Consider the following 13,778-nt stretch of genomic DNA (forward strand, 5'->3'; position numbering starts at 1 on the left):
GTTGCCTATATGAGCAACGGTTTTTATTTCTTATACAAATGTAAATGGATCTGTATGTAACTGTGAAGCATGAATTTGTACGTTAAGTTTCTTTACATTCGCTTTTTCTTGTAATTGCTTTTGTACACCTTGCTTCATTACTTTTTCAACGTTATGTCCTGGGTCAACTATATTTAAACCAAGCATCATCGCATCATGAGCAACATGATAATACATATCACCTGTTACATATACATCTGCTCCTTTAAATTTAGCTTGATTGATATATTTATTACCATCGCCACCAAGTACAGCTACTTTATGCACTTTATCATCTAATTTCCCAACAACTCGTGCACCCTTTACATCTAATGATTGCTTTACATGTTCCGCAAACTGTCCGAGTGTCATTTCTTCTTGTAAATAGCCTATTTTTCCAAGCCCTAACGTTTCACCTTTATTATCAAGTGGATACACATCATATGCCACTTCTTCATATGGATGTGCCGTTACCATTGCTTTAGTCACTTTTCGCTGTAGTGAAGCTGGAATAATCGTTTCGATTCGCACTTCTTCTACGTGTTCTAACTGCCCAGTTTCCCCGATATAAGGATTTGTTCCCTCTTGAGGTACAAACGTACCGGTACCCTCGCTGTTAAACGTACAGTGGCTATAATTGCCGATATGACCAGCCCCTGCGTCTCCTAATGCTTTTCGTACTTCTTCCGCGTGAGTTACTGGCACAAACACAACGATTTTTTTCATTTCTTCAGCGTATGTCGGTGCCAAAACTTCTGTATTTTGCAATCCTAACGCCTCAGCAAGTAAATCATTTACCCCGCCCTTAGCAACATCCACATTTGTATGCGCTGCATAAATGGCAATATCATTTTTAATACACTTTTCAATAATTTTCCCATATGCCTTATCTGTATGAATCGCTTTTAGCGGGTTAAAAATTAAAGGGTGATGCGCAATAATGACATTCGCTCCTAATTGAATTGCTTCATCCACAACTTCTTCCGTTACATCTAACGCAATTAATACGTGCTGCACGGGTTTATTAAGCGCTCCAATCTGCAGGCCAATCTTATCTCCTTCCATCGCCAAATGTTTCGGATACATACTTTCAAATAAAGAAATAATTTCATGGCCATTTGGAATTTTACTCATGATAAAACCTCCCCTATCATTTTCATTTTCGCTTCTACTTCCGCACGCTTCGCTTTTGTTTCTTCAGAATCAGCCGCACGTTCTAACTGCTTTAAAATATTTTGGAAGTTTTTTAATTCTCCTTCCCACTTTTCAACGAAAGCTTCACTTTTTTCTTTTATTAAAAATGGTCCCATAAACAATTCAGCCTGTTTATTTTCAGAATAAGGAACCGCGATATTTCCTCGTTCCCCTACTAAAATCTCGTAAATTTTCCCATCTTCTTTTACGATTTTTTCATGGATAAGCTCCCATCCATTCTCAATAAACCATTCACGAATGTGATGCGCTGCAATATTCGGCTGTAAAATTAAACGTGTTACACCTTCTAATTTTTCTTTACCACTTTCTAAAATATCACGAATTAACGCTCCGCCCATTCCGGCAACCGTAATTACATCTACTTCTCCTGGCGCGATAACAGCTAATCCATTCCCTTTACGCACATCTACTTTATCTTGTAAGCCACTTTCAGCTACAGTTGCTTGCGCAGAGCGAAATGGTCCATCTACAACCTCTCCTGCAACTGCTTTTGTAGCAATATTATTTATAATTGTATAACACGGTAAATACGCATGATCCGATCCAATATCAGCAACTGTAGATCCTACTGGTATTTCACGCACAACTTCTTCTAATCGTTTTGAAAGCTTTACTTCATTCATGTATTTCCATTACTCCTTCTCTTGTCAGTCTGTCTCCATGATAATGAATTTATAGTAGTTGTTGCAAGCCCATAACAACAATTCACATCTCTATCATTCATCGTATTTTAGAAAATATAGAAAAACAAGCCCTTTGCATAAGCAAAAGGCTTGTAATACGGAACTTTATTTTTTCTTCGATAACCAATCAGCTACTTTAGCGGCTTGATCAGCTGGAACTATATTCGGTGGCATATTTCCTTTTCCTTTCGAAAGAATTTCTTTAATTTCATCCTTTGAAAGTTTCCCACCAATTTTTTGTAAATTAGGTCCTACCGCCCCTTGTAACTGATCACCGTGACAGCTCGTACAGCTTTGCTTTACAATATCCTCTGGCTTTGATGCTGTTTGTGCTGGCTTCCCGCCATTTTTTGCATCAGCTAACTCTTTAGATTTATTTAGCCCCTCAAATGAAAATACAAACATAACGATAATACCTAATGCTGCAATAAGTGCGAACGGAATCAGCGGATTACGTTTCATATCTCTTCTCCCCCCTCTATACCCCTAAATAGTTAGATGATTCAGTCATTTCCATTGTACTTGAAAACGCTCTATCAGAAAAGAGCAAACTGCTAATCGTTAAAAATATTCCATAAATTCAGTTTATTGTTTTTTATTGTTATATCGCTTATTATTTCGATAATTATTAACGTTTTTCATCATATTTTTCACTTTTCTACATATATTTTTGTATAGAATAAACAAAATTAATCGAAAAATCGAAAAATGAGCATTTGCAAATCAAAAGACAATTCTGTAAAATAAATTACAAGAAATTGTAATCGTTGCCGATAGCTAAAGTTTAACAAAAATTAACAAAACAAAAAAGTTTACTTCACAAAAGTGAAGTAAACTTAAAGGTAGCCTATTCTAAGAAATCCTTAAGACGCTTACTACGGCTTGGATGTCTTAATTTACGAAGTGCTTTCGCTTCAATTTGACGGATACGTTCTCTCGTTACGCCGAATACTTTCCCAACTTCTTCAAGCGTACGAGTTCGTCCATCATCTAAACCAAAACGAAGACGTAGAACATTTTCTTCACGATCTGTTAGTGTATCTAACACATCTTCTAATTGTTCTTTTAGCAATTCATACGCTGCATGGTCCGCAGGCGATGTTGCTTCTTGGTCTTCAATGAAATCACCTAAATGGGAGTCATCTTCTTCACCAATCGGTGTTTCAAGAGAAACTGGCTCCTGTGCAATTTTTAAGATTTCGCGTACTTTTTCTGGAGCAAGATCCATTTCTTCACCAATCTCTTCAGGAGATGGTTCGCGTCCTAAATCCTGTAATAATTGACGTTGTACACGAATTAACTTATTAATCGTTTCAACCATATGAACTGGGATACGAATTGTTCTTGCTTGGTCTGCAATCGCACGTGTAATTGCTTGGCGAATCCACCAAGTTGCATACGTACTAAATTTGAAACCTTTACGATAATCGAACTTTTCAACTGCTTTAATTAGACCCATATTCCCTTCTTGGATTAAGTCTAAGAAAAGCATACCACGGCCCACGTAGCGCTTCGCAATACTTACTACAAGACGTAAGTTTGCTTCTGCAAGACGACGTTTCGCTTCTTCATCGCCTTCTTCAATACGCGTTGCAAGTCGAATCTCTTCTTCTGCAGATAGTAAGTCTACACGACCAATTTCTTTTAAATACATACGAACAGGATCGTTAATTTTAACCCCTGGTGGTACACTTAAATCATTGAGGTCAAATTCTTCTTCCGATTTTGCTATTTGGCGATTATTAGGGCCTTCGTCGTTGTCATTGTCGCCAACTAAGTCAATCCCTTGTTCACCTAAATATTCATAGTATTCATCCATTTGATCGGATTCAATTTCAAATCCATTCATGCGTTCTGCAATCTCTTCATATGTAAGAACGCCACGTTTTTTTCCGAGCTCAGTGAGTTGTTCTTTCACTTGCTCAAGGGTCATTTCAGTTTCAATTTGTTTAGAACGAGCTGGTTTGTCAGCCATCTGTTCCCCTCCTTACGCGAGATACAAACATTCATTATACTAAAAATTTATCAAAAAAGCTATTTTCTCGCTTTTTGATTTTGTAAATATGCTACATAATATTTAGCAGCCTCTACAGGATCTGTTTTTTCCATTTGTTTTATCTTGAAGATGATTTCCATCTTTTCAAGTTTTTCTTGATGACGTCTAAGCGTCTCCAAATGGCCTTGCAACACTTCTTCTGTGTATTCTGGATTAATAAATTCATCCGTCGAAATATCAGTGATAATATTTTTCAACTTTTCATCAGAGAGCCAACTTAAAAATGTTCCGACTGAAGGTTCATTTCCCTTTTCATAATATGCGTATAGTTCATATAAAATCCCTTTATGTTCTTCTGTATGAAAATCTTCTATGTGGGATTCCATACGAACAGCCACTTCTGGACTTTGCAACATATGGTAAATAATTTCTCTTTCTGCCCTTTCAAAACCTGTTAACTTCGGTTTTGTTTGAACAATTTGAGACGGCTTAGAAACCTGCTTTACTTGTTTTTGCTGTACCTTTTGTTCTTTGCGATATTGGTGCAATTGATTCAAAAGTGTTTCCATTGAATACGAAAATTCTTGCGATAATGACTTCAAATATGATTCTGCCTGCATCGCATCCTGTAACAACGATAACTCTTTTAAAACACTTTTCACATACTCTTCTTTGCCAGACTCATCTTGCAAATTTTTCCCTAAACGCAAATAATTTATTTTAAAACCAACAAAACTTATACTTGATTTCACAAGATTTTCAAAAGCAGTTGTCCCATATTGTTGCACATATTCATCAGGATCAAGCTTATCTGGCAAGGATGTAACTTTCACTTGGCAACCAACTTGCAACAATAATTGCCCTGCTTTCATCGTCGCTTCTCGCCCTGCTTTATCACCATCATAGCAAAGAACAACAGTTTCAACGTTACGTCGCAGAAGTTTTGCTTGTTCTTCAGTTAAAGCTGTTCCCATTGTCGCAACAGCTTCTTCCACACCACTTTTTACTGCAGCTAGTACGTCAGCATATCCTTCCAAAAGGACCACCTGTCCACGTTTTCTAATAAACGGCCTCGCTTGGTGGAAGTTATATAACAATTTACTTTTGTGAAAAATCGGTGTTTCAGGGCTATTTAAATATTTCGGAGTGTCATCTCCTAACGCCCTTCCACTAAACGCTATCACTTTACCTTGTAACGTATAGATTGGGAACATAACCCTTCCACGGAAGCGGTCATAATGACTACCATCCTTCTCGCTTCTTATGAGAAGACCAGCTTGTTCCATACTTGACAGCGATAAACCTCTTTTTTGCAAAATTTTCGTTGCTGCATCCCAAGCAGGTGACGCATAACCAATTTCAAACTTCTCAATCATCTCTTTTGTAATACCACGTTTTAACAAATACGAAAGTGCTTCATTTCCTTCTTCTGTATTTACTAATAAATGATGATAATACTTTTTCAAAAGTTCATGAGCTTGTTGCATGATGACAGTGTCATCAGATATGTCTTCTTGTTGTCCTTGCCCTGATGTATACTCTGCAACCGCAATTCCATTTCTTTCACCTAACTTTTGAACAGCCTCGGTAAAAGCCAGTCCTTCCATTTTCATTAGAAAGGAAAATACATTTCCACCCTCTCCACATCCGAAGCAATGAAAAATTTGCTTATCAGATGAAACAGAGAATGAAGGAGAATTCTCACCATGAAATGGACAAAGGCCGAAATAGTTACGCCCCTGTTTTCTAAGTTGAACGTATTCACCAATCACTTCTACAATATCGGATGACGTCCGAATCTGTTCAACAACTTCTTCGGGAATTCTGTTCCCCATAACTCCATCTCCGTGTCGTAATTTGTATTCGATATAAATTTAAAAATTCCTTTATAATTCGACAATATTTTTCTAAACTTATTAGAAAGTGTTGTCGATCACGTTATCAAACGATTTTGCAGACCTTTTCTGCGTAACTTCGCAGATACGTACCTACTATATAAAATTGTATCCATTTGCTCATCTATTACAAATGTACCTCCTAGAGACAATACATACGCACTTTTTTACAAGAAGACTAGCAAGCACTATATACTATGTGATCACGCGATCTGTTTCTTTTGCATGTTGATACATATAAAGAAATCAACTTTAGCTTATTCAGTATCTGCATAGATCCAATTTCCCTTGCCGCTTCCTTAAACGATGAGCATAAGATGTGACAAACAAAATTTCGACATGAAATTTCGTTCCAGCTTGCACAATTTTCAGCCTTCACAGTATATGCATCTGCATCAACTCATACGATCTTGATGTTTTGCATATTTCTGTATTCTACATCCCTTCTGCGAATCCTTCCATAATGTGCGTTTTCTTGTATAGATTTTGTCGATTTAACGTAATTACATGTCTTTTCGTAAATCCTATCCCTAGTTTATTCTGAAAAATTAAAGTCTAAACGTAAAATATAGGTTTTTATCACAATTTTTTATTATAATATATTTTCTTCAACTACGCTACATATCCCTTTATTTTTTCATCTTCTATTTCAGGATAACGAAACCTTACCTTTAACATAATAAAATGACAGAAGAATATAAGTATAACCACTCTGCTATAATCTATTACGAAATCAACAGGCATTGTGTTTCTCACGAGCGAAAAAAGCACATTCACCTTTGGTAAATGTGCTAAAACATTTTTTGGTTTTGCACTGCATTCACAATAATGTTAGCTGTTTCTTCAATCGCCTTATTCGATACATCAATTACTTGACAATTTATTTTACCAACTACATTCTCAAAGTGATCAATTTCTTCTTTAATACGATTAATATTGGCATATGTTGCACCGTCACTTAGTCCAAGTGATTTCAATCGCTCTTTTCGAATATGATTCAACTTATCTGGCGTAATTTTCAAACCGAAACATTTTTCTTTTGCCACTTGATATAATTCCTCAGGTGGATCCACTTCTGGTACAAGTGGTACATTGGCAACTTTCAAACGTTTGTTATGCGCTAAATATTGAGAAAGTGGCGTTTTTGATGTACGCGAAATCCCAATCAACACGATATCCGCTTTTAAAATACCGCGCGCATCTCTACCATCATCATACTTTACAGCAAACTCAATTGCTTCAATCTTTTTAAAATATTCTTCATCTAATCTACGAACAACACCCGGCTCGTATCTCGGCACTTGCCCTGTAATTTCTTCAATTTGATCGATTAGAGGTCCGATAATATCATACGCCTCTACGCCTTCTTTTGCAGCCTCTGTCACTAAATACTGACGCATGTCAGGTTTTACTAACGTAAAACAAATAAGCGCTTGATTGCTCTTAGCAATCGAAATCACTTCTTTTAATGTCCCTGTATCTTCTACATACGGTACACGTCTAATATCAGGAGCAAATGGGAATTGCCCCATTGCTGCTCGAACAACCAAATCAGCCGTTTCTCCGACAGAGTCAGATACGACATATACGATTTTATTATCCATTACATTACCTCACTTTAAACAAATTACACTTATTCGTTATTTACTAAGTTTACAAACGCACGTGTAATATTTGTTTTTGTAATTCGTCCAATCACTTCTAAACCTTGTTTCGTATCTTTTACAACTGGCATCGCATCAATCTGTCTTTCTATTAATTCCATCGCAATATCATATAAAGAATCTTCTCTACGACACATCGCAATGTTTGGCATCCTTGTCATGATAATATTAACCGGAAGAGAGGTTAAATCCTGCTTTCCTAAGCTAGCTCGTAATAAATCTTTACGAGATACAACACCAACTAATAGAGTCGATTGATCTACAACGAATAATGTACCTACATCTTCTAAAAACATCGTACAAATTGCATCGTATACTGATACATTTTTATCAATTACAACTGGTCTAGATTGATAATCTTGTACTTTAATTTTCTTAACAGCTTCAGATAATAGCTGTCCCCCAGTTTTTCCCGTATAAAAATAACCTACGCGTGGACGCGCTTCTAAATAACCAGCCATCGTTAAAATTGCTAAGTCTGGTCTTAGCGTTGCACGTGTTAATCCCAATTGCGCAGCAATTGACTCCCCTGTAATAGGACCGTGATCTTTTACAATCTGAATGATATGTTCCTGCCGTTTATTCAGCTCTATGATAATCACCACCTTTAATGCACAACGAAAAAAGTTATACTATCTCTTAAATATTATATACTAAATATGCTATTCGAAAAAGATAGGATGTAAAAAGGACCATATACGGCCCCAAATTATATTTGAAACTTATCAAGTTGTTCTAAGAAACGTCTTGATTTCAAATAAATCCCGCAATATTCATCATAATATGTATTCAACACTAAACGCATTTGTTTTTTTGTGCTATCCTTCACTGATACATTGCCAAGTCTATGTAAATCAAAGTGGTAGAAAAGACGTAATAATTTATGAACAGCTTCTCCCACTGGTATACGATACTGATCTTGCTCAGCATGACGCGAGCACAGAAAACCGCCTTCTCGGACAGAGAAGGCGACAAAATCTGTTTCTTGATGACAAATCGCACATGTATCAAAGTACGGGCGCATCCCTAATACCGGAAGCATTTTCGTTTGATAAATTAATGATAATACTTCTGAATCAACACCCTCACACATGTAATGCAACGTTTGATATAACATCTCAAATAAATATGGATTATGTTTTTTATCTTCTGTTGCTTTATCAGTTAACTCAACAATAAATGATGCATAAGCAGTTAAAAATATATCCTCGCGAATTTCTTTCATATTTGAAATAATCTCGCCTTGTTGCAAAGTTCCAAGTCCAGATCCCATTTGTATAAGGAAATGACCATGTGTCATAAGTTGCGAAACAGATGCTAACCGGCTTTTCGGTTTTTTCGCTCCTCTTGCCATTGCACTTACCTTACCAAGTTCTCTTGAGAATATTGTAACAATCTTGTTCGTTTCTCCGTAATCTGTCGTACGGATAACGATGCCCTCAACTTTTTGAAACATGTTCGTCACCATCCAAGGTTTGAACAAAACGGGTCAAGAAATTGGAGAGTCTAGATGCGCTAGCTCCTCTTCATGTTGATCCATCTCATCGTTTACGTCTTTTTCCATTTCTTTCAAAAGCAAATACGTTTCAATGCTTCCTGTTTTGGAGAAAAACTTCCAGGTAAAATCTAGCATAAGAATCCACCTTTCTCAATAAGCGTAGCCTATAAACCAATTTCCTTTGTTGTTATTAAATTGACCCATTTTGTCCATTTTCATGTGAGAAAAATTTTTCCTAATTTATTAAAACTCATAAAACCAATAATCAGCGGATGAACAAAACATCCGCTGATTACAGCTTTACCCTATTTTAGTACTCGTCTTCGCGGAAACCAAGGTCACGAAGCTGAGACATTTTATTGCGCCAATCTTTTTGCACTTTTACCCATACTTCTAAAAATACTTTAGAACCAAGTAATGCTTCAATATCAAAACGAGCTCTCTTACCAACTTCTTTTAACATCTTCCCTTGTTTTCCGATAATAATTCCTTTTTGCGACGGACGTTCAACAACAATCGTTGCGTTGATATAAACTGCCCCGCCTTCACGTTTTTGAATTGCATCGATAACAACAGCCACAGAATGCGGTACTTCTTCACGTGTTAAATGTAGTACTTTCTCACGAATAAGCTCTGCAATAATAAATCTCTCTGGATGGTCCGTTACTTGATTATCTGGGTAGTATTGTGGCCCTTCTGGTAAATACTTTTTAATGGTTCCAATTAAAGCGTCCACATTATTACCATCTAATGCAGAAATCGGTACAATCTCTGCAAATTCATGTAGTTTACGGTATTGATCAATTAACTCTAATAATTGTTCTGGATGAAGTTGGTCAATTTTATTAATGACTAAAAATACTGGTTGCTTCGTTTCTTTTAACTTCTCAATGATGAATTCCTCACCACGACCAAATCCTTCGACTGCATTGACCATAAACAGAACGATATCAACTTCTTTTAATGTCGTTTGAGCCATCTTCACCATGAAGTCACCTAGTTTATGTTTAGGTTTATGTATTCCTGGTGTATCAATGAAAATTACTTGTGAATCATTTTCTGTATATACGCCTTGAATTTTATTACGAGTTGTTTGTGGTTTGTCACTCATAATAGCAATTTTTTGGCCGATAATACGATTTAAAAATGTAGATTTCCCAACATTCGGTCTGCCAATAATAGAGACAAAACCTGATTTATAACCTTTTCTATTCATGTAAATCCTCCGCTAAAAATGCTCCTGGTAACAATTCTCCGACTGTTGTCTCTTGAACGTCACCATGTAAATTTGACAGGTATACTTTCGTATCCTGTTTACATAATTCTACCATAACTTGTCGACATGCTCCACAAGGAGGTACTGGACGCTTTGTATCCGCCACAATCGCGATAGCTACAAACTCTTTATCTCCTTCAGAAACCGCCTTAAATAAAGCTGTTCTTTCTGCACAGTTACATAGGCCATATGATGCATTCTCAACATTACATCCACGATATACTTTTCCATCCTGTGTTAATAATGCTGCACCTACTTGAAATTTAGAATATGGTACGTACGCTTGTTTACGCGCTTCGATTGCTTCTTGAATTAATTGTTTACTATTCATATTCCCGCATCCTTCCTGTTCACAGCTGTGAATAGATACACTCTCTTATTAAAGGCCTTTACGGCACCTCCAAAGCTTAATAAAAACTTTGGAATGCAACTATACCACATACGGTAAAAAGATAATAGCACCAATTATAACAGCTATTATAGCAAACAATAAAACTGCTCCCGCTGCGACATCCTTTGCAATTTTCGCAAACGGATGTATATCGGTAGTCGCTAAATCTACTGTTTTTTCCACAGCTGTATTTACCATCTCTAAACTCATTACAATTCCTATTACAATAAGTAATACCATCCACTCTACTTTCGTAATATGGAAATAAAAGCCGCAGCATATAACAATGACTGCGGCTAAATAATGAATTTTCATATTTCGTTCATGACGAAGACAAAAGAATACACCTGCTATAGCATACCCAAAACTATCTATAAGTTTTCCTTTTTTCATCGCCCTAATCCAAATGCATCTAAAATTTCTTTCTGTCTTCCAAACATTTCTTTTTCATCCTCTTCTGTCATGTGGTCATAACCAAGTAAATGTAAAAAGCCATGTAATGCTAAAAAGCCAAGTTCACGATCAAAAGAATGTCCATACTCTTCAGCTTGTTCTTTCGCTCTCGGAATAGAAATAATAAGGTCACCTAACATACGTGGCATCTCTACACCTACAATTTCCATTTCCCCTTCTCCCATTTCTTCCATAGCAAAGGAAATGACATCAGTAGGCTGATCCTTATCTCGGTAATCACGATTAATCTCGCGAATGCGTTCGTTATCTACAAATGTCACTGATAACTCCGCACCATCCTCTATTTCTTCCATTTGAGCTGCTTTTCCTAATATCTCACGAATTAAATTCACATATTCTTCTTTCACTTCTTCTGTTTCATCAATAAAATCAATTAATAAGCTCATTCTTTCTCCTTCTCTTCCGGTGGTTCCGGATATGTAATACGCGAATGGAAAATACCATTTAACGTTTCACATAACGTTCGTCCAACGATTTGTAGTTCCTTAAATGTCAAATCACATTCACTAAATTGCCCATCTTGCAGGCGATCCTTAATAATACTTTGTACTAAATTATTAATTTGATCTGGCGTTGGATGATTCATAGAACGCACCGCCGCCTCAACACTATCAGCGATACCAACGATTGCCGATTCTTTAGAAGTTGCTTTTGATCCCGGATAACGGAACATCTCTTCTGTATATTTTTCTTTATCTTCTTTAATCGCCTTATAATAAAAATATTTAAGGAGCGTTGTACCATGATGTTGTCCAGCAATATCAATAATTTCTTGCGGAATATGGTATTCTTCGAGCATTCTTACTCCATCTGTTACATGAGCAATGATAATCTCTTTACTCGTCACAGGATCTAATTTATCATGCGGGTTTTCAATTCCCATCTGATTTTCAATAAAGAATTGCGGTTGTACTGTTTTTCCTACATCATGATAATATGCCCCTACACGCGCTAATACACCATTTGCTCCAACTGCTTCACAAGCAGCTTCAGAAAGATTCGCTACCATTACACTATGATGATATGTTCCTGGTGCTTCTAACAAAATTCTACGCAAAAGCGGATGATTCGGACTTGATAGTTCCATAAGCTTCATGCTTGATACAATTCCAAGCCCACTTTCTAAATAAGGTAATATCCCCATAGCTAAAACGGAAGAGATAATCCCTGAAAGTGAAGCCATTAATAATTGCGTACCAATTTCAAGAGGTGAAAAATTCCCATTACGTAATAATAATAACGCCGCCAAGACGACTACATTTAAGATAGAAACGAGTATACCAGCTTGCAAAATCATCGTACGACGATTTTTTTCTCTTAAGAAAATACTCACTGATAATGAACTTAGTAACACATAAATACCTACACTATAATTCAGTGTACTTGTTACCCCTTCATTAAACATAATACTTCCGCACACAGAAAAAATCATACTTGTTAAAAATACAAATCGATCGCCAATCATTAGTTTTACAAGTATTGTTCCCATCGCAACCGGGACAACATACGCAATTCCTGCATATTCAAGCTTTTGAAACAAACTAATAATTTTCATTAAAACAATCGTGATAGACAAAATTGTAATATACGCTAAAATATACGGTCTATCTTCTCTTTTCCGCTGTAAAAATACTTCAAACTGCTTATGCATAAAGTATAATAACACACCAATAAGCACCGCTAATCCAACATAAGGCTGAAAACTATTACCTTTCTCTAATAAACCGACTAATTTCAACTGATTATACATATCACTTGAAATTGTTTCGCCTTCTCTAACAATAACTTGTCCTTGAAGAATATAAACAGGCGGGACTAAATCCTCTTCCGCTTTCTTCTTCTCTTTCGTTACAGCCGGATCATAAAAATAATTTGCTGTAATCGCATATGATCCTAGCGCATTAACAGCTTCCTTCAATCCACTATTCACATTAAGGCTTTTCATTTCATTAACAAATCGCTCTTTTGCTGCTATTTCTTCGGACATTTTAATATTTCCGCCCATAATAACACTAACAGACGTTAAAGCCGCGTTCTTTGCTAGTTCTAATTGATCCGGTTCTGAATTAATAAAGTATAGTAAATTCTCATCAGATAATTCCTTTGTTAAATTAGCTGGCAACTTCTTCTTCAACTTTTCTAATTTATTAGCATCGGTCATCTTTTTTTGCTCTTCAGGTCCAGCAGCTTTCATCTCCTGAATTACTTCATTCACCTTGGCAAAAACATCATTTACAATATCTACTCTATTTTGTTTATATTCACTTCTATATGTATATTGATCCCCGACTTTTTGAGCGGCCTCTTGTTTTTTTCTGTCCGTTATAACCTTATCTTCAATTTTAATAGGAGAGTGAATTGTTTTTTTCGCAATAGAATACATATCAACATCTAATTGCTCTGGTTTCACATTATTCATAAGTGCAAAGAACAGCACTGCTCCTAATAAAACGTAAGAAATCCAACTTAGTTTTTTCGAATGTTGTAAATTACGAAACCACTTAGAAATTTCTTGAGATCTTAACATGATTTCAATACCTTCTCCTCTCCAGAAATAAAGTGAAACTATTTATAGCTTTCATTTCTTCTAGCCAACAATACTTTTAGGTAACATTTTTATACACCAGTACCTATAGTTTATTTCTCTTATCTTTTATGATAGTAAAAA

14 protein-coding genes are annotated in these 13,778 nt (G+C 36.1%); all 14 read right to left on the reverse strand.

Translation table 11 applies throughout. The features are described 5' to 3' along the window. Positions 1-30: 30 nt before the first annotated feature. The 14 genes from ATN06_RS21860 to ATN06_RS21935 all read right to left on the reverse strand — a co-directional run bounded on the left by ATN06_RS21860 (position 31) and on the right by ATN06_RS21935 (position 13,637). Positions 31-1,152, reverse strand: a complete 1,122-nt coding sequence (locus tag ATN06_RS21860; RefSeq protein ID WP_060632295.1) for a Nif3-like dinuclear metal center hexameric protein — start codon at positions 1,150-1,152, stop codon at positions 31-33. After that, the gene (locus ATN06_RS21865; protein ID WP_060632296.1) at positions 1,149-1,856 is read right to left on the reverse strand and encodes a tRNA (adenine(22)-N(1))-methyltransferase; all 708 of its coding nucleotides are present in this window, start codon (positions 1,854-1,856) and stop codon (positions 1,149-1,151) included. The genes ATN06_RS21860 and ATN06_RS21865 overlap by 4 nt, the downstream gene beginning before the upstream one ends. Positions 1,857-2,021: 165 nt before the next feature. After that, a complete protein-coding gene (gene cccA / locus ATN06_RS21870) occupies positions 2,022-2,378 on the reverse strand; it encodes a cytochrome c550 (protein ID WP_060632297.1) in 357 nt (118 codons plus the stop codon). A 385-nt stretch (positions 2,379-2,763) separates the two neighbouring features. Next, positions 2,764-3,891 carry an RNA polymerase sigma factor RpoD gene (gene rpoD, locus ATN06_RS21875; protein WP_000764060.1) on the reverse strand — a complete coding sequence of 376 codons (1,128 nt, stop codon included), beginning with the start codon at positions 3,889-3,891 and terminating at the stop codon, positions 2,764-2,766. A 59-nt stretch (positions 3,892-3,950) separates the two neighbouring features. Further along, complete coding sequence (dnaG, locus tag ATN06_RS21880) at positions 3,951-5,747, reverse strand: DNA primase (RefSeq protein ID WP_060632298.1); 1,797 nt, start codon at positions 5,745-5,747, stop codon at positions 3,951-3,953. An 851-nt stretch (positions 5,748-6,598) separates the two neighbouring features. Continuing rightward, a complete protein-coding gene (locus tag ATN06_RS21895) occupies positions 6,599-7,411 on the reverse strand; it encodes a pyruvate, water dikinase regulatory protein (protein ID WP_060632300.1) in 813 nt (270 codons plus the stop codon). Positions 7,412-7,440: 29 nt separating this feature from the next. Then, positions 7,441-8,073, reverse strand: a complete 633-nt coding sequence (locus tag ATN06_RS21900) for a transcriptional regulator CcpN (protein ID WP_000583758.1) — start codon at positions 8,071-8,073, stop codon at positions 7,441-7,443. 107 nt (positions 8,074-8,180) lie between these two features. Next, on the reverse strand, positions 8,181-8,927 hold the full coding sequence (recO, locus tag ATN06_RS21905) for a DNA repair protein RecO (RefSeq protein WP_060632301.1): 747 nt from the start codon (positions 8,925-8,927) through the stop codon (positions 8,181-8,183). Between the two features lie 33 nt (positions 8,928-8,960). Next, positions 8,961-9,104, reverse strand: a complete 144-nt coding sequence (locus ATN06_RS21910) for a YqzL family protein (protein ID WP_000883924.1) — start codon at positions 9,102-9,104, stop codon at positions 8,961-8,963. Positions 9,105-9,279: 175 nt separating this feature from the next. After that, positions 9,280-10,185 carry a GTPase Era gene (gene era, locus ATN06_RS21915; protein ID WP_048531222.1) on the reverse strand — a complete coding sequence of 302 codons (906 nt, stop codon included), beginning with the start codon at positions 10,183-10,185 and terminating at the stop codon, positions 9,280-9,282. Next, positions 10,178-10,576, reverse strand: coding sequence for a cytidine deaminase (locus ATN06_RS21920; RefSeq protein ID WP_001086294.1), 399 nt, complete (start codon positions 10,574-10,576; stop codon positions 10,178-10,180). Before ATN06_RS21920 ends, era begins: the two co-directional genes overlap by 8 nt. 99 nt (positions 10,577-10,675) lie before the next feature. Next, on the reverse strand, positions 10,676-11,029 hold the full coding sequence (locus tag ATN06_RS21925; RefSeq protein WP_060632302.1) for a diacylglycerol kinase family protein: 354 nt from the start codon (positions 11,027-11,029) through the stop codon (positions 10,676-10,678). After that, positions 11,026-11,496: an rRNA maturation RNase YbeY gene (gene ybeY, locus ATN06_RS21930; RefSeq protein WP_060632303.1), complete on the reverse strand. Its 471-nt coding sequence runs from the start codon at positions 11,494-11,496 to the stop codon at positions 11,026-11,028. The genes ATN06_RS21925 and ybeY overlap by 4 nt, the downstream gene beginning before the upstream one ends. Beyond that, positions 11,493-13,637, reverse strand: a complete 2,145-nt coding sequence (locus ATN06_RS21935; RefSeq protein ID WP_060632304.1) for an HD family phosphohydrolase — start codon at positions 13,635-13,637, stop codon at positions 11,493-11,495. The genes ybeY and ATN06_RS21935 overlap by 4 nt, the downstream gene beginning before the upstream one ends. Positions 13,638-13,778 lie beyond the last annotated feature (141 nt).

Source organism: Bacillus thuringiensis (genome assembly GCF_001455345.1).
GTDB lineage: Bacteria > Bacillota > Bacilli > Bacillales > Bacillaceae_G > Bacillus_A > Bacillus_A thuringiensis_N.

What these genes read in the sequence shown, in the direction of transcription:
- ATN06_RS21860 (WP_060632295.1), bottom strand. Translation starts at nt 1,152, where the DNA reads ATGAGTAAAATTCCAAATGGCCATGAAATTATTTCTTTATTTGAAAGT.
- ATN06_RS21865 (WP_060632296.1), bottom strand. Translation starts at nt 1,856, where the DNA reads ATGAATGAAGTAAAGCTTTCAAAACGATTAGAAGAAGTTGTGCGTGAA.
- cccA (WP_060632297.1), bottom strand. Translation starts at nt 2,378, where the DNA reads ATGAAACGTAATCCGCTGATTCCGTTCGCACTTATTGCAGCATTAGGT.
- rpoD (WP_000764060.1), bottom strand. Translation starts at nt 3,891, where the DNA reads ATGGCTGACAAACCAGCTCGTTCTAAACAAATTGAAACTGAAATGACC.
- dnaG (WP_060632298.1), bottom strand. Translation starts at nt 5,747, where the DNA reads ATGGGGAACAGAATTCCCGAAGAAGTTGTTGAACAGATTCGGACGTCA.
- ATN06_RS21895 (WP_060632300.1), bottom strand. Translation starts at nt 7,411, where the DNA reads ATGGATAATAAAATCGTATATGTCGTATCTGACTCTGTCGGAGAAACG.
- recO (WP_060632301.1), bottom strand. Translation starts at nt 8,927, where the DNA reads ATGTTTCAAAAAGTTGAGGGCATCGTTATCCGTACGACAGATTACGGA.
- ATN06_RS21910 (WP_000883924.1), bottom strand. Translation starts at nt 9,104, where the DNA reads ATGCTAGATTTTACCTGGAAGTTTTTCTCCAAAACAGGAAGCATTGAA.
- era (WP_048531222.1), bottom strand. Translation starts at nt 10,185, where the DNA reads ATGAATAGAAAAGGTTATAAATCAGGTTTTGTCTCTATTATTGGCAGA.
- ATN06_RS21920 (WP_001086294.1), bottom strand. Translation starts at nt 10,576, where the DNA reads ATGAATAGTAAACAATTAATTCAAGAAGCAATCGAAGCGCGTAAACAA.
- ATN06_RS21925 (WP_060632302.1), bottom strand. Translation starts at nt 11,029, where the DNA reads ATGAAAAAAGGAAAACTTATAGATAGTTTTGGGTATGCTATAGCAGGT.
- ybeY (WP_060632303.1), bottom strand. Translation starts at nt 11,496, where the DNA reads ATGAGCTTATTAATTGATTTTATTGATGAAACAGAAGAAGTGAAAGAA.
- ATN06_RS21935 (WP_060632304.1), bottom strand. Translation starts at nt 13,637, where the DNA reads ATGTTAAGATCTCAAGAAATTTCTAAGTGGTTTCGTAATTTACAACAT.